Origin of the sequence: Streptomyces sp. TSRI0107 (genome assembly GCF_001905845.1) — a bacterium.
Classification (GTDB): Bacteria; Actinomycetota; Actinomycetes; order Streptomycetales; family Streptomycetaceae; genus Streptomyces.
Window position 1 is genome coordinate 42,660 of sequence record NZ_LIVZ01000010.1, and the last position, 16,062, is coordinate 58,721.

Annotated in this window: 12 protein-coding genes; 5 read left to right on the forward strand and 7 right to left on the reverse strand. The window is 73.0% G+C overall.

Features of this window, described 5'->3' with window-relative positions; translation table 11 throughout:
- Positions 1 to 58 precede the first annotated feature (58 nt).
- A complete protein-coding gene (gene putP / locus AMK31_RS26065; RefSeq protein ID WP_073943097.1) occupies positions 59 to 3,655 on the forward strand; it encodes a sodium/proline symporter PutP in 3,597 nt (1,198 codons plus the stop codon).
- Positions 3,656 to 3,800: 145 nt separating this feature from the next.
- Positions 3,801 to 5,462 (forward strand): SpoIIE family protein phosphatase, encoded by a 1,662-nt coding sequence (locus AMK31_RS26070; RefSeq protein ID WP_241842724.1) that lies wholly within the window; start codon positions 3,801 to 3,803, stop codon positions 5,460 to 5,462.
- Here AMK31_RS26070 and AMK31_RS26075 read toward each other — a convergent pair.
- From AMK31_RS26075 to AMK31_RS26090, 4 genes are all read right to left on the reverse strand, one after another.
- Complete coding sequence (locus AMK31_RS26075; RefSeq protein WP_073943099.1) at positions 5,450 to 5,782, reverse strand: GYD domain-containing protein; 333 nt, start codon at positions 5,780 to 5,782, stop codon at positions 5,450 to 5,452. The two genes, AMK31_RS26070 and AMK31_RS26075, sit on opposite strands and share 13 nt — an antisense overlap.
- 147 nt (positions 5,783 to 5,929) lie before the next feature.
- Positions 5,930 to 6,997, reverse strand: coding sequence for a type III polyketide synthase (locus tag AMK31_RS26080; RefSeq protein WP_073943100.1), 1,068 nt, complete (start codon positions 6,995 to 6,997; stop codon positions 5,930 to 5,932).
- 353 nt (positions 6,998 to 7,350) lie between these two features.
- The gene (locus AMK31_RS26085) at positions 7,351 to 8,556 is read right to left on the reverse strand and encodes a cytochrome P450 (RefSeq protein WP_073943101.1); all 1,206 of its coding nucleotides are present in this window, start codon (positions 8,554 to 8,556) and stop codon (positions 7,351 to 7,353) included.
- Positions 8,557 to 8,695: 139 nt separating this feature from the next.
- The gene (locus AMK31_RS26090; protein ID WP_073943353.1) at positions 8,696 to 10,039 is read right to left on the reverse strand and encodes a hypothetical protein; all 1,344 of its coding nucleotides are present in this window, start codon (positions 10,037 to 10,039) and stop codon (positions 8,696 to 8,698) included.
- 161 nt (positions 10,040 to 10,200) lie between these two features.
- Here AMK31_RS26090 and AMK31_RS26095 point away from each other — a divergent pair, with 161 nt between their 5' ends.
- On the forward strand, positions 10,201 to 11,451 hold the full coding sequence (locus tag AMK31_RS26095) for a molybdopterin-dependent oxidoreductase (RefSeq protein WP_073943102.1): 1,251 nt from the start codon (positions 10,201 to 10,203) through the stop codon (positions 11,449 to 11,451).
- 322 nt (positions 11,452 to 11,773) lie between these two features.
- Here the strand turns inward: AMK31_RS26095 and AMK31_RS26105 are convergent, their stop codons facing one another.
- The 3 genes from AMK31_RS26105 to AMK31_RS26115 all read right to left on the reverse strand — a co-directional run bounded on the left by AMK31_RS26105 (position 11,774) and on the right by AMK31_RS26115 (position 14,048).
- Entirely contained in the window at positions 11,774 to 12,529 is a 756-nt protein-coding gene (locus tag AMK31_RS26105; RefSeq protein ID WP_073943103.1) for a class I SAM-dependent methyltransferase, read from the reverse strand.
- Positions 12,526 to 13,212, reverse strand: coding sequence for a TIGR04282 family arsenosugar biosynthesis glycosyltransferase (locus AMK31_RS26110; RefSeq protein ID WP_079186946.1), 687 nt, complete (start codon positions 13,210 to 13,212; stop codon positions 12,526 to 12,528). Before AMK31_RS26110 ends, AMK31_RS26105 begins: the two co-directional genes overlap by 4 nt.
- A gap of 140 nt (positions 13,213 to 13,352) precedes the next feature.
- A complete protein-coding gene (locus AMK31_RS26115; protein ID WP_073943104.1) occupies positions 13,353 to 14,048 on the reverse strand; it encodes a glycosyltransferase family 2 protein in 696 nt (231 codons plus the stop codon).
- Between the two features lie 123 nt (positions 14,049 to 14,171).
- Between AMK31_RS26115 and AMK31_RS26120 the strand changes: the two genes are divergently transcribed.
- Both AMK31_RS26120 and AMK31_RS26125 read left to right on the forward strand, forming a co-directional pair.
- On the forward strand, positions 14,172 to 14,918 hold the full coding sequence (locus AMK31_RS26120) for a response regulator transcription factor (RefSeq protein ID WP_241842725.1): 747 nt from the start codon (positions 14,172 to 14,174) through the stop codon (positions 14,916 to 14,918).
- Between the two features lie 2 nt (positions 14,919 to 14,920).
- Positions 14,921 to 16,033 (forward strand): sensor histidine kinase, encoded by a 1,113-nt coding sequence (locus AMK31_RS26125; protein ID WP_073943105.1) that lies wholly within the window; start codon positions 14,921 to 14,923, stop codon positions 16,031 to 16,033.
- Positions 16,034 to 16,062: the final 29 nt, after the last annotated feature.

The window sequence follows — 16,062 nt, forward strand, 5'->3', positions numbered from 1 at the left end:
AGCTGCCAGGCGCGCCGACGGTCGCGCCGACGCGCATGAGCCTCGCAGGCGAGGGCCGATGTTCGACTTGAGCGCGCCGATCGTGGCCACGTTCCTGGTGTACGTGGCCGCCATGATCGGAACGGGTGTCTGGGCGTACGCCCGCACCCACACGTTCGCCGACTTCGCCCTGGGGGGCCGCAGGCTCAGCGCGCCCGTCGCCGCGCTGTCCGCGGGAGCCAGCGACATGTCCGGCTGGCTGTTCGTCGCGCTGCCCGGAGCGGTGTACGCGGCCGGGCTCGGCGCCAGCTGGATCGCCGTCGGACTGGTCGTCGGCACCTACCTCAACTGGCTGTTCGTCGCGCCGAGACTGCGCACCTACACCGAGCGGGCCGGGAACGCCGTGAGCCTGTCGGCGTACCTGGAGGAGCGGTTCGAGGACCGCACCCGGGTGCTCCGGATGGCCTCGGCCGCGGTCACCCTGGTGTTCTTCACCGTCTACGTCGCCAGCGGGCTGGTGGCCGGCGGGCTGCTGTTCGAGAGCGTCTTCGACCTGCGCTTCGGGCTCGGCGTGACCCTGACCGCCCTGGTGATCGTCATCTACTCGTGCCTGGGCGGCTTCCTCGCCGTGAGCCTGACGCACGTCATGCAGGGCACCCTGATGTTCCTGGCCCTGATCGTGCTCCCGCTGACCGGCATCGTCGCGCTCGGCGGCTTCGGGGCGCTGGGCGACGCCCTCGACGCCAAGGCACCGGCGCTGCTGGAGATGAGCGCCGAGGTCCACTACGAGGACGGCCAGTGGTTCGCGGACGGGCCGCTCGGCGCCGTCGCGATCGCCTCGCTGCTCGCCTGGGGCCTGGGCTACTTCGGCCAGCCGCACATCCTGGCCCGCTTCATGGGCATCCGCAGCATCCGCGCCATCCCCGCGGCCCGCCGTATCGGGACGGGCTGGGCCATCGTCGTGCTCGGCGGCGCCACGCTCGTCGGCCTCGTCGGCATCGGACGGCTCGGCTCGCCGCTCCCCGAACCGGACACGGTGTACATCGTCCTGAGCCGGACCCTGCTCAACCCCTGGATCGCCGGGGTGATGCTGATCGCCGTACTGGCCGCGATCATGTCGACCGCGGACAGTCAGCTGCTGGTGTCGTCCGTCGCTCTCACGGAGGACTTCTACCACGCGTTCCTCAACCGGCGTGCCTCGGACAAGGCGCTGGTGTGGGTGGGGCGCGGCGCCGTCGTCGTGGTGATCCTGGTGGCCTTCGGGATCGCGCTCAGAGCCGACGGCCTGCTGAGCATCGTCGCCTACGCGTGGGCGGGCTTCGGGGCGGCCTTCGGGCCGGTCGTCCTGCTGTCGCTGTACTGGCCGCGCATGACCTGGGCGGGGGCCATGGCCGGGATCGTCTCCGGGGCGGCCACGGTACTGCTCTGGGACGAGATCAACCCACGGCTCGGGCGGTTCGAGTCGGGCATCTACGAGATGGTCCCGGGCGTGCTGGTCGCCACGGTCGCCGCGCTGGTCTTCGGCAGATTCGTCGGCCACCCGCCGAAGCAGGCCTTCTGGCGGATGCCGGGCGGCGGGATGAACCAGCTGGTGCTGGCGCCGTTCCTCACCCACGCACCGGTCGGCATCGCCGTCCTGGACGCGGACCTGCGCTACGTCTGGGTGAACGAGCCGCTGGACCGCATGGTGCCGCTCGCGCGGCGGCTGGGCCGGGAGGCGAGCGAGGTGCTGCCCAGCTCGGACGCGGCGGCGTTCGAGGAGCACATGCGGACGGTGCTCAGTACCGGGCGCCCGGTGATGGACCACGAGTTCCGCGGCGTCAGCCATCTCGACCCGGACCGGGAGCGGGCGTACTCCGCGTCGTTCTTCCCCATGAAGGACCGCCACGGCCGGCAGGTGGGCGTCTGGTACATGATCATCGACGTCACCGAACGCTGGGAGGCCCAGGAACGCCTGGCCCTGCTGAACGACGCCGGTGCCCGGATCGGCAGCACGCTGGACGTGACGCGGACCGCGCAGGAACTGGCCGACGAGGCCGTGCCGTCCCTCGCCGACTTCGTCGCCGTCGACCTGCTGGACACGGTCATGAGGGGAGAGGAACCGGCGCCGGGACCGGTCGGCATGATGCCCGTCATCCGCCGCGCGGGGCAGCAGTCGGTGCGCGAGGGCTGCCCGGAGGCGAGCCTGGCCGTGGGAGAGACGGTACGGCGTGCTCCGTCGTCGCCCGTGACCCGCTGCCTGCTGGAGAGCACGACCCTGGTCGAACGGACCCTGGATCCCGCCAGCCCCTGGCTGACCGAGGACGAGGCCCTGGGCGCCTCCATCCGCGAGTTCGGCTTCCGCTCGCTGATGGTGGTCCCGGTCCGGGCACGCGGCGTCACCCTGGGCGTGGCCACGTTCGCCCGGTCCCGGCGCGCCGGGCCCTTCGAGGACGACGACGTACGCCTCGCCGAGGAGATCGTCTCCCGCGCGGCGGTGAGCGTCGACAACGCGCGCCGGTTCACCCGCGAGCGCACCGCGGCCCGTTCGATGCAGCGTTCGCTGCTCCCGCAGAAGCTGACGGGCGGCTCCGCGGTCGAGGTGGCGTCCTGGTACCTCCCGGCCGACGCCCCCAGCGGTGTCGGCGGCGACTGGTTCGACGTGATCCCGCTCTCCGGGGCCCGCGTCGCCCTGGTCGTCGGGGACGTCGTCGGCCACGGCATGAACGCGGCCACCACCATGGGGCGCCTGCGCACCGCCGTCCGCACGCTCGCTAACCTGGACCTCCCGCCGGACGAACTGCTGGCCCACCTGGACGACCTGGTCATCGGCGTCATCGGGGCGGACGACGGCAACGAGCCGACGGGGGACGGGGACGAGACCCTGGGCGCCGCCTTCCTGGGCGCCACCTGCCTGTACGCCGTGTACGACCCGGTCAGCAGCCGGTGCACGCTGGCCCGGGCCGGACACCTCCCGCCCGTGATCGTCAACCCGGACGGCCGTGCCGACCTCCTGGACCTGCCCGCCGGACCGCCCCTCGGGCTCGGCTACCTCCCCTTCGAGTCCGTCGAACGGGAGCTGACCGAGGGCAGCCTCATCGCCCTCTACACCGACGGCCTCATCGAAAGCTTCCACCGGGACATCGACGTCGGGCTCTCCCGCCTCGGCGACACCCTCGCGGCGCCCGGACCGACGACGCTGGAGGAGATCGGCCGCAAGGCGGTCGACGCCCTGCTGACCGGCCCCCCGTCCGACGACGCCGCCCTGCTCCTCGCCCGGACCCGGGTCCTGGCCCAGGACCGGGTCGTCTGCTGGGACCTGCCGAGCGTCCCGACCGCCGTGGCGGAGGCCCGCGGCCTGGCGAGCCGGCAACTGGCCGACTGGGGCATGGACGAGCTGACGTTCACCACGGAGCTCATCGTCAGCGAACTGGTGACCAACGCCATCCGCCACGGCGCCGGCCCGGTCGCGCTCCGCCTGATCCGGGACCGCGGCCTGATCTGCGAGGTCTCCGACGCCAGCAACACGTCCCCGCGCCTGCGCCACGCCCGCACCACCGACGAAGGCGGCCGCGGCCTGCTGATCGTGGCCCAGCTCGCCCAGCGCTGGGGCACCCGCTACACGACGACCGGCAAGACCATCTGGACGGAGCAGGTCATCCCCACGGAGATGATCGCCGTCGAGACGGTCGAATGACTCGCTCTCACCGTGGTTCCCGCCGGGCCTGCCGCGAGGGTCACTCCTCTCCCACGGGGAACCCGGACCACAGGGGCGGGGCGAGGCATGTCTGTCGGCGACGGGAAGGCTGGCGATGATGGGCCCGGATGGTTCGCGGCACGTGATGGCCAGGGCTCTCGACGCCCTCGGCACGGGCGCCTATCTGGCCGACGAGCAGGGTCTGATCGTCGCCGTCAACACGCGCGCCGAACAGTCCCTGGTACGCACCGCCGCCGATCTGGTCGGCCGGGACGCCCACGACCTGCTGCACCGCACCAGCTACGGCGAACCCGTGCCGAGGGCGCAGTGCCGGATGCGGGAGAGCCTCCTCGGCGGGAGCACGCGGCAGGGTGAGGACGAGTGGTTCGAACGCGGAGACGGCTCGCTGCTGCCGGTGGCATGGCTGGCCACCCCCTGCGACATCGGCATCCGCACGACGGCCACGCTCGTCCTCTTCCACTCCTCGGGGGACCCCCGGCACACCGGCCGGCAGCCACCGGCCGGCGGACGGCTCTCCGAGATGGAACGGCTCGCCCTGCTCGCCGAGACGACCACCCTGCTCACCTCCACCCTGGACATCGACGAGGCGCTGCGCCGCCTGATCAGCCTCGTCGTGCCGCGCATAGCCGACTGGGCCGTCATCGACCTGATCGGCGACCGGGACGAGGTCTCGCGCTTCGCCGTCGCCCATGCCGAGGGCGGCACCGTGCGCTTCCGGGACGATCTCCAGGGGCCCATGCCGCCGGTGCCGCAGGAGTCCTCGATGCCCTTGTCCCGCGCCCTGCGCGGCGTCGCGTCCTCCTTCGCCGGCCCCGAGACGTACCAGGGCCCGCCCGACTCCGGGATCGCGGTGGAGCAGCGCCGCCTGTTCGAGGCGACCGGCATGCACTCGGCCATCCTGGTGCCCCTGCGCAGCCTGCACGACGTGATGGGCGCCCTCACCCTGGGGCGCGCCGACCAGCCCGACCGGTTCACCACGGCCGACACCGCCCTGCTGGAGGACATCGCCCGGCGCGCCAGCCTCGCCCTGGAGAACGCCCGCCTCTACCAGCGCCAGCGCCAGGTCGCCGAGACCATGCAGCGCCATCTGCTGCCGAAGCTCCCGCGTTCGCCCGGCCGCGCCATGGCCGTCCGCTACCTGCCCGCGCCGGACGCCTCCCACGTCGGCGGCGACTGGTACGACGCGTTCGACCTCGCGGACGGCGCCACCGCCCTCGCCGTGGGGGACGTCGTCGGCCACGACCTGGAGGCCGCCGCCGGCATGGCCCAGTTGCGCAACATGCTCCGCGCCTACGCCGTGTCCCAGCAGAAGCCGCCGAGCAAGATCGTGGAATGGCTCGACCAGGCGACCCTGGACATCACCGAGGTCTCCATGGCGACGCTGGTCTTCGCCCGTATGAGCGAGAACGCCGCCGGCCAGTGCGAGCTGTCCTGGACCAACGCGGGCCATCCGCCTCCGCTGCTGGTCACCCGCGAGGGCGTGGCCCGCTATCTGACCGACGGCCACGGGATGCTCCTGGGCGTCGCGCCCGAGCAGGTCCGACCCGACGCGACGGCGGAACTGCCGCCCGGGGCGACCCTGCTCCTCTACACCGACGGCCTGATCGAGTCCCCGGGCCACAGCCTGGACGAGGGCCTGGAACGCCTGCGCCGCCACGCCGGGGCCCTGGCCCGCCGCCCTCTGGAGTCCTTCACCGACGAGCTGCTGGCCCGGGCCCGCCCGCCCGACAACGACGACGACGTGGCCCTGCTGGCGGTGCGGTACGGCCCCGGCTACTCGACCTGAGGGCCGCCGGGGGCGCGGAAGCCGACCTGCCGGCGGGTGGCCTCGTCGATCTCGTCGACGGTGAGCAGTGGGGTGGCCCGCGTGTGCAGGGCGCCGCTGGCCTTGACGGTGAGGCTGACGGCGGCCATGGAGACCGGGTCGGGGAAGTCGACGATGAGGACGACGTCGTCCTGCCCGAAGGCGAAGTACATGGCCTCGACCTGCCCGCCGAGGCCGGTGACGACCTGCTCGACGGCGGCACGGCGCCCGCCGGCGCCCTCCTCGAGCAGCCCCTTGGTGCCCTCGGCCGTGTAGGAGGCCTGGATGAGGAACTTCGGCATGGCGATACTTCCCGCCTGTCGCTTGTCCGTTCTGCGTTCTCTCCCCCCGACGCCGGCGACCCCCGAAGCCGGCAACCCCCGAAGCAGGCGACGGCCTCGACCACGCGGTCCAGACCGCCGCCCGCCTTCCCGCCCGCGCTCAGGGCGTCACGACTCGGATTCGGACTCCGAGGTCCAAGTGCCCAGGGACATCTCGGCGGTGATGCCGGGTCCGAAGCCGGCCATCAGGCCGCGGTGGCCCTCCAGGGCCGATCCCTCGTCGAACATGCGCGCCAGGGCGTCCAGTACCACCGCGCTGGCTATGTTGCCGTACTCGGTGAGCGTGGCGCGGCTGAAGCGGAACGCCTCGTGCGGCACGTCGAGGAAACGGCTCAGGTCGTCCAGGATGCGTGGACCGCCCGCGTGGATGATGTAGAAGTCCATCTTGCCGGCGTTCCACTGGTGCTGCTCCGCGAGGGCCTGCAGGGCCGGGGCGAGCGGCTCCATGGTTCCGGGCACGCGCTTGTCGAGCTGGAAGTGGAAGCCCGTGGAGCGGACCGCGTAGGAGATCCACTCCTCGGTGCCCGGGATGATGTACGAGCCGTTGCGCTCCAGCCGGACCCCGGTGGCGCAGTCGTCGCCCCGGACCACGGCCGCGGCGATCCCGTCGCCGAACAGGCCGTTGGACAGCAGGGACCCCACGCCCAGATCGGTGGGCTGATAGCACAGCGAGCAGAACTCGCAGGCGATGATGAGCGCGTTGCCGTCCGGGTACGCCGTGCAGAAGTCGTGTGCCCGGTTGATGGCGGCACCGCCCGCCGCGCAGCCGAGTTGCGCGATGGGCACCTGCCGGGTCTCCGGACGGAAGCCCATCGTGTCGATGAGCCATGCGGTCGGCGGGGGCATCATGAAGCCGGTGCAGGACACGTAGATGATCACGTCGATCTGCTGCGGCTCCAGTCCCGCCTGCTCGAGAGCGCGGCGCACCACGGCCGGCACGCGGGCCTTGGTGTGCTCCTCGTAGGTGGCGCTGCGGGCGTCCACGCCCGGGTGCTGCAGCACCTTCTCGATGGGCTGGATCAGATGCCGCTTCCGCACCCCGGTGTTCTCGATGAGCCTGAGCGCCAGTCCGAGCTGTGGGTGGTCGCCGTGCAGCCGGCGCGCCAGCTCGAGTGTTTCCTCGTTGGTGATGACGTACTCGGGCACTTCGATCGCCGGCTTGCAGAGAACCGCCATGGATTGCCTCCCAGCGCACGTGGTCCGCACGGCCAGACCGTGACCAGGTCGGGCATTTCACCCTCCGGCGGTAGCCACCCGGATTCGTCCGCGCGGAAACGGTGCGGAACGGATCGTCGGTGGGCCCCGGCGCCGGTTTCGATGTCCCTGGCACGGGCGCGGTCGGTACGGACCGTCGAAGACTGAGTTCTCCCCGTTCGGACGGATGTGATCCGCCACGGCTTGGTCAGCCGTCTGACCCACGCTACGACGGGAGGGTGACGGCCGCACGTCGAGTGCGCGCGGCGCGGACCCCCGGAAACGAGTGGCCCCCGGACGCGCACGGACTCCATGCGCATCCGGGGGCGCCGCGGTCACCAGGTGACGGGCAGGGCGAGCGGATAACGCCAGATCGACGTCTTGTTCCAGCGGATTTCCTCGGCCGGCTTTGCCAGTCTGAGATCGGGGAACCGCTCCAGGAGGGTCCCGAGAGCGACCTGAAGCTCCGTGGTGGCGAGCGGAGCACCGAGACAGTGATGTCCGCCCCAGCCGAAGGTCATGTGGGACGGACCGGAGCGACGCAGATCCAGCTCGTCGGGCCGGTCGAACTTCCGTCCGTCACGGTTGGCCGTCAGATAGGAGACGTGCACGATGTCCCCTGCCTTGATCTTCACCCCGCTCAGCTCCACGTCCTCCAGGGCGACGCGGGGAATGCCGACGCCCTTGCGGAAGGGGATGAAGCGCAGCATCTCCTCGATGGCCTGCGGGAGCATCGAAGGATCGGCGCGCAGCATGGCGAGCTCTTCGGGGCGGGTGAGCAGGAGATAGGAGATGTTCCCGATCTGGTAGGTGGTGGTGTCCTGCCCGGTGATGAGCAGGACCATCGCCATGACGGTGAGTTCCTGGTCGTTGAGGATCTCGTCTCCGTCGCGAGCCGTGGCCAGCGCGCTGATCAGGTCGTCGCCCGGGTTCTCGCGCCGGTCCCTGGTCAGCGTCTGGAAGTAGGCGCGCAGATCCGCCTTGGCCCGTACGGCGTCGTCCCGGTTGTCGATGCCGGTGTCCATCATGGTCCGCGCGTGGGCGCGCAGTCGGGCCCGGTCGGCCTCGGGGATGTCGAGGACCTCGCAGATGGTGGCGAGGGGCAGCGGGTCGGCGAGGTGCTCGGTGAGGTCCGCGGGAGAGCCGTGCTCCGCCATCCGGTCGAGCAGTTCGTCCACGACATGCTGGGTGCGGGCCCGCATGCGTTCCATGTGACGGGGCGCGAATCCCTTGGAGATCAGGCTGCGCAGACGGCTGCTGGCCGGCGGGTCCATCACATTGATCGCCTCGTCCTGAACGATGGGTTCAGGGGTCATGCGCGGGAAGTTCCGGCCGATGACGGCGCGGCGGCTGAAACGCCGGTCCGTGGTCACCGTGCGCACGTCGTCGTAACCGGTGACCAGCCATGCCTCCCCCTCGCCGTGGGGCAGCCGGATGCGGGAGACGGGCTCCTCGGTCATCAGTTGCCGGAGCACGGGGTCGAACTCGAGGGCCTCGGCATAGTCGAACGGACAGATTCGCGGGGTGGCGGCTGGTTCCACGCGTGGCTCCCGATGGGCTCTGATAGGCGGTCCGAGGTGTCCGGGACTCCGGGACGGAACATGCGTGCCCGACCACCCGCGCGGGCACGCCCCGCTCCGGCCATTCGGCCTAACAGCGACCCGCGCGCCCCGCGAGCGGTCACCACCCGGTGCGCAGCAGATGGTTCAGGAGCAGCGCGAGTACCGCCTGGCCGGCGAGCCAGGCGCGGGGGCCGGTGAGAAACGCGCAGGCCGGGAGCAGCCACAGCGCGAACGGGAGCCAGATGCGTTCCGTCTCCGCCTTGCTCATGCCGGACAGGTCGGCGGCCAGCAGGGCGAGCAGGGCGGCGGACACGAGGAGCGCGAGGCGGGCATCGGCGGCCCGCCGGGAGGCGGCGCCGCCCCGGTGCCTCAGGAGCGCCGCGCCGGTGCGCCGCAGGCCCGCCGCCGTCGCCAGGCCCGTGATCAGCACCGTGCAGGCCAGGTTGGCCCACACCCAGTAGCCGTAGGGGCGGATGCCGCCCACGCCCTGGTGGTAGCGGGTGACCAGCAGGCGGTACGCCTCCCACCAGTCGAACCCGGCGAGCGTGAACGCCGTGGGGACCACGGCGAGTCCGGCGAGCAGCGGCACCAGCAGGACGGGCCGCTCCCGGACGCCGTCCCGGCCGAGCACCAGGACCGCCGCCGCGATCAGGGCGACGAGCGTGAGGCCGTACGACAGATAGCAGGTCAGGCCGAACAGCACCCCCGACGCCGCCGCCCACCACAGGGCCCGTCCGGTGACCGCCAGCGCCAGCAGCGCCACCGACCAGGCCGCCACCGCCGTGAAGTACGCGTCGGCCGAGGTGCCCATCCACACGGCGGCCGGGGCCAGGACCAGGAAGGGCGCCGCCCTGCGCGCGAGTGCCTCACCGGCCAGGGCACGGATCGTGACCAGCACGGCCACGCAGGCCGTCGCCCCCACGGTGATGCACCACACCCCGGCCCAGCCCCCGCCCCGCAGCCCGATCCGGTCGAGCAGGACGAAGGTGAGGGTGGCCCCGGGCGGGTGGCCGGCGATGTGGGCGGGCCAGTTGTCGGGGGACCCCACCAGGATGTGCCGGGTGAAGTCCCGCAGGGCGGCGGGAATGTCGTGGAAGCGGTCGATGACCTGGAGGTATTCGTGCGGGGTGGTGAGCCGGGCGGCGATGCCCCGGTGCCAGCCGTCGACCAGGGCGAGGGAGCAGATCCACGCCGTGGCCGTGCTCCAGGCCACCGGCAGCAGGGCCCGCCAGGGGAGACGGGCCGCGAGACCGGGCCCGTACGCCACCACGGCGACGGCCAGCAGGACGGCCGCCGGAGTGCCGGGGCCCAGATGAGGCCCCCAGGACGCCAGCAGCGGGGCCCAGTCGACGAAGAGGGTGTGGCTGGTCCCCTGGATGTGGCGGCCCGTCAGCACGGCCGCCGCCACGAGCAGCACGGCGGCCCCGGCGGCGTACAGGTCGCGGCGCGGGCCGCGGGGCACGCCGGAGCGAGCGGCATCGGGCTCGGCGGAGGGCAGGGTGCGGATCACACCGGAACGCTAGGCCGCGCGGCCGGTCCCGGACCGCCGTCCGGGCCCGACGTCAGCGTTTCGTCATGGGTCGAGCACCCTTTCGCGGGGTGCTTCCGGCCTACCGTCAGGACATGCGCGACGCCCCCGACGCCCCACGGCTCCCCTCCTCGCCCGGCTTCTGGCGCAGCCCGCTGCGCGGCCCCTGGTTCACCTCGGTGCTGGGCATCGTCCTGCTGGCCGGCATCACCGTGCTGTTCGTGACGGGCCTCGTCTCGTACGCCGCCTACAACCCGGACCTGGCACCGGTCAACGACAAGACACCGGACAAGGGGATCCTCGGCTTCTACCTCTTCGCCTGGCCGACCGATCCGCACTGGCTGTACCGGCTCAACCAGGGCGTCCACGTCACCCTCGGCATCACCCTGATCCCCGTCCTGCTCGCCAAGCTGTGGTCCGTGGTGCCGAGACTGTTCGCGCTGCCGCCGGCCCGCTCGCTCGCGCACGCCCTGGAGCGGATCTCGCTGCTGCTTCTGGTGGGCGGCGCGCTGTTCGAGTTCGTCACCGGTGTGCTCAACATCCAGCTCGACTACGTCTTCCCCGGCTCCTTCTACGCGCTGCACTTCTACGGAGCGTGGGTGTTCTTCGCCGCGTTCGTCGCCCACGCGCTGCTGAAGCTGCCCACGGCACTGCGCAACCTGCGGCACCTGCGGGAACCGGTGGAGGAGAAGAGCGACCTGGTGTCCCCGCGCCCCGCCGAACCGACCGTCTCCCGCCGGGGTGCCCTGTGGTTCGTCGGGGGCGGCTCGCTGCTGCTGTTCGCGACGACGGCGGGGCAGAACTTCGACGGCCCGCTGCGGCGCACCGCCCTCCTCGCACCGCACGGCGGGGGCGACCCCGGCAGCGGCCCGAACGGGTTCCAGATCAACAAGACCGCCGCGTACGCCGGGATCGACGCGGCTCGGACGGTCGAGGACACATGGCGGCTCGTCGTGACGGGACGCACGGGCACCGTCCGCCTGAGCCGAGCCCGGCTCGCCGAACTCCCCCTGCACAGCGCGGCGTTGCCCATCGCCTGCGTGGAGGGCTGGTCGACGTCGGACCAGTGGTGGCGCGGGGTACGGCTGCGCGACCTGGCGGCGCTCGTCGGCTACGGGGACGACCCGCCGGACGTGTTCGTCGAGTCCCTCCAGCAGCGCGGTGCCTTCCGGCAAGCCGCCCTGCGCGCCAACCAGGTCGCCGACCCGCGCTCCCTGCTCGCGCTCCACGTCAACGGCGAGCCGCTGTCCCCCGACCACGGCTACCCGGCGCGGATCATCGTGCCCGCCGCGCCCGGTGTGCTCAACACCAAGTGGGTGGCCCGCCTGACGTTCGGAGACCTGTGATGCCGACGAGCCGGCTGCGCATCCCTGTCGGAAGCCCCTTCCAGCTCCTGCTGCTCGGCTGCTCCTTCGCGCTGGCCGGCTACGCGGGCGTGCGGCTGCTCGCGGACGACTGGTTCGGCGTGGCGCTGTGGTTCGTCGGCGCGGCGCTGCTGCACGACTTGGTGGTGCTGCCCTTGTACGCGGCCCTGGACCAGGCGGTCGTACGAGGGCTCGGCGCGGCCCGGCGCCGCGAGTGGGTGCCGTACGTGCGCGTGCCGGCGGCCCTGTCCGGGTTGCTCCTCCTCGTGTGGTTCCCGCTGATCAGCGGCACGGTGGAGCGGCGTTACCGGCTCGGCACCGCACTGCCGGCGGACGTGTTCCTCGCCCGCTGGCTGCTGATCACCGCGGCCCTCTTCGGCGGCTCGGCACTGCTGCTGGCGCTGCGCGTGCGCAGAGCGGCGAAGCACCGGCCGCCGGCCGTCCACTGACCGGCCAGGTCCCAGCCCCGCGCGTACCGCAGCAGCGCCCGCGTGCCGAGCCGCGCCCAGGGGAACGGGGCGTCGGCTCCGTCGGCACCGCTGAGGTCGACGACCTGGACCCGGGCGCGTTCGTCGACGTCCACCGGAGCGGTCTCGGCGATCAGCAGGCCGCCGGGACGCAGGACCTCCGCGACCCGGTCCAGCAGGGCACGCGGGTCGCCGCCTATGCCGACGTTGCCGTCCATGAGCAGGACGGTGCCCCAGCGGCGCTCGCCGGGCAGCGGCTCGAAGACCGAGCGCCGCAGCGCCTGACCCCCGCGCCGCACCGTCTGGTCGACGGCGGCCTGACTGACGTCGACGCCGAGGACGGCCCGTCCCCGGACGGCGAGCTCCGCCACCAGCCGCCCGGGCCCGCACCCCACGTCCAGCACGGCCCCCTCACACCGGTCCAGCACCTCCCGGTCGACCACGTCGGCCCGGGCACACCAGCGCTCCACCTCCAACGGCAGCAGCCACCCGTCGTCCCGCCGCAGAAACAGCGGCCCGCGACCGGCGCGCAGGGCCGCGGCGTACGGGCCGGCGGCCGCCCAGGCGAGGGTGGTGGCGGACGGGGTGCTCATCGGGGCGGGCCCGGGCGGGGATTGGGCTGGGTGGGGGGTTGGGAGTGCGGGCGGGGGTCTGGTGGGTGGGGCGGCGTGACCGTCGGACACCGGGCCAGCCGTGCCGCGAAGCGCCCCTCCGGAGCCAGGGCGGCGACCGCGTGGGCGTCGGCGGCGGTGTCGACGTCGCGCAGGCGCGGCAGGTCGCGCACCCGCAGGCCGGCGGCGACGAGCCGGCCCCGTTGGACCGCACCCGTCGAGGGCGTGGACATGGGGACACCCCGCAGCAGCGCGGGGTCGGGGTCCGCCAGGCCGAGGGCCCAGAAGCCGCCGTCCTCTGCGGGGCCGAAACACGCGTCGCAGTCGGCGAAGTCCACGGTGAGCAGTTCCGGTGTCACCTGCGGCGTGTCCATCCCGATGAGCAGCGCCGGGCCGTCGCAGTGCGCGAACGCGTCCGCCAGCCGCACGTCCAGCCCGCCGGCGCACTGCGGTACGACGTCGAAGCCGGGCGGCAGCCAGGGGCCGGGCGTGCCGTCGAGGCAGAGGACTCGCCGGGAGGCGGGCGTGGCCGCCACGGCGTGCAGGGTGTCCGCGAGGGCCGCCTCGGCCAGCGAGGCCGCCTCCTTCGGCGTGAACGGCGGCGTGAGCCGGGTCTTGACCCGGCCGGGCCGAGGCTCCTTGGCGATGACCAGGAGCGTGGGCAGCCGACGCGACGGACGCGACGGACGCGACGGGCTCGACGGAGGCAACGGACGCAACGGGCTCGACGCACTCGACGGAGGCAACGGACGCAACGGGTTCGGCGGACGCAACGGGTTCGACGGACTCGACGGGTTCGACGGACTCAACGGGCGCTTCCTCCTCCGTGCGCCGGAGCCTCACTCAGCACACGGCTCATGTCCCGCACGGCCTGCCACGTCCCCCGCCACGTACCGGTCACCTTCGAGGCCCCGGTACGCGGCAGATAAGGCACGTCGTGCTCGGCGATCCGCCAGCCGGCGTCGGCCGCGCGGACGACCATCTGCAGCGGGTAGCCGCTGCGCCGGTCGGTGAGGCCGAGGGCGAGCAGCGGCTCGCGGCGGGCGGCGCGCAGGGGTCCGAGGTCGTGCAGCCGCAGCCCGGTACGGCGGCGCAGCATCCGCGTGAGCGCGAGGTTTCCGGCGCGGGCGTGCGCGGGCCACGCGCCCCGGCCCTGCGGACGCCGCCGCCCGAGCACCAGATCGGCCTCGCCGTCCCGCACTTCGCGGACGAAGGGGACGAGGAGCGACGGGTCGAGGGAGGCGTCGCAGTCGCAGAAGCACACCACGTCGGAGGTGGCGGCGGTCAGCCCGGCGTGGCAGGCGGCGCCGAAGCCCCGGCGCGGCTCGTGCACGACGGACGCGCCGAGCGAGCGGGCGACCCGGTCGGAGCCGTCGGTGGAACCGTTGTCGACGACGAGGGCGCGCCAGCCCGGCGGGATCCGCCGGAGCACCCAGGGCAGGGCCTCGGCCTCGTTCAGGCAGGGCAGCACCACGTCGACGTCTGAAGGTGTCGTCGTCACGGTCTCACCCTACGAACGCGAACAGGGCATAACGGACGTCCGCTCCTTACGAAACGCGGACGTCGAGGCGCCGGCGACGCTCGGGCCCGGCGCAGGCGGACGCCCGGTGCCAGGCTGGGAGGCATGCAGCAGCCGTATCAGCACGAGGAGACCGCAGGCGGACCCTCCCGGATCTCCCGAACCTCCCGGACCTCCCGGATCCTGGTCGTCGACGACGACCCGACCGTCGCCGAGGTCGTCACCGGGTACCTGGACCGCGCCGGGTACGTGGTCGACCGCGCCGACGACGGCCCGACGGCCCTCGCCCGTGCCGCCGCCCACCGGCCCGACCTGGTCGTCCTGGACCTGATGCTGCCCGGCATGGACGGCCTGGAGGTGTGCCGCCGGATACGGGGGCACGGGCCGGTCCCGGTCATCATGCTCACCGCCCGCGGCGACGAGGACGACCGCATCCTGGGCCTGGAAGTCGGCGCCGACGACTACGTCACCAAGCCCTTCAGCCCGCGCGAGCTGGTGCTGCGCGTGGAGTCGGTGCTGCGCCGCAGCAGGCCCGCCGCGACCGGTCAGCGGCTGACCGCGGCCGGCCTGACGGTCGACCCGACGGCCCGCCGCGCCACCAAGAACGGCAACGAAATTCCCCTCACCGTCCGGGAGTTCGACCTGCTCTCGTTCTTTCTTCGCCATCCGGGCCGGGCGTTCGGCCGCGAGGACCTGATGCGCGAGGTGTGGGGCTGGGACTTCGGCGACCTGTCGACCGTCACGGTCCACGTGCGCCGCCTGCGCGGCAAGGTCGAGGACGACCCGGCTCGGCCCCGCCTCATCCAGACCGTGTGGGGCGTGGGCTACCGCTTCGAACCGGGGGGTGAGTGAGCGTGCGGGACACCCTTCTCATCGCGGTCTACGCCTTCGCCGGTGCCGCCGCCACCGGGCTGGCCGGGGCGGCCGTACTGCGCCTGATCCGGCGCCGCTCGCTCACCGCGTCGCTCGCGGTGGTCGCGGCGGTCGGGGTCGTCGCCATGCTCGCGGGCACGCTGGCCGTGGCATGGGCGATGTTCCTGAACCCGCACGACCTGACCGTCGTCACGACCGTCGTCGCCATGGCGGCCGTGGTCTCCATGGCCACCGCACTCCTCCTGGGCCGCTGGGTGGTGGCCCGCAGCCGCGAACTCGCGGCCGCGGCAAGGTCGTTCGGCGACGGCGGAAACTTCGCGGCCCCCGACGGCCCGACGACCGCCGAACTCCACTCACTGACCCGTGAGTTGGCGGCCACCAGCGCCCGGCTCGCCGAATCCCGCGAACGGGAACGCGCACTGGAGACCTCCCGGCGCGAACTCGTCGCCTGGATCTCGCACGACCTGCGCACCCCGCTCGCCGGCCTGCGCGCCATGTCGGAGGCCCTGGAAGACGGCGTCGCCGCCGACCCCGACCGCTACCTGAAGCAGATCCGCACCGAGGTCGAACGCCTCAACGACATGGTCGGTGACCTCTTCGAACTCTCCCGCATCCACGCCGGCACGCTCCCCCTCACCCCCACCCGGCTCTCCCTCTACGACCTGGTCGGCGACGCGCTGGCGGGAGCCGACCCGCTCGCCCGGGAGCACGGGGTGCGGCTGGTGGGCGACCACATCGAGCCCGTACCGGTGGAGGTGGACGGCAGGGAGATGAGCCGGGTGCTGGGCAACCTGCTGGTCAACGCCATTCGCCGGACGCCGGCCGACGGCACGGTCTCGGTCGCCGCGGAGCGTTCCGCCGAGGGCGTGGTGCTGTCGGTGACGGACGGCTGCGGCGGCATCCCCGAGGAGGACCTGCCCCGCGTCTTCGACACCGGCTGGCGCGGCACGCACGCGCGGACGCCCCCGGCGGGCGCCGGCCTGGGCCTCGCCATCGTCCGGGGCATCGTCGAGGCACACCAGGGGCGGGCCACCGTACGCAACATCCCCGGCGGCTGCCGCTTCGAGGTGGTGCTGCCCGCCGCCGCTTCCTGAACGCGGGCAGCACCACCGGTCCCGTTCCC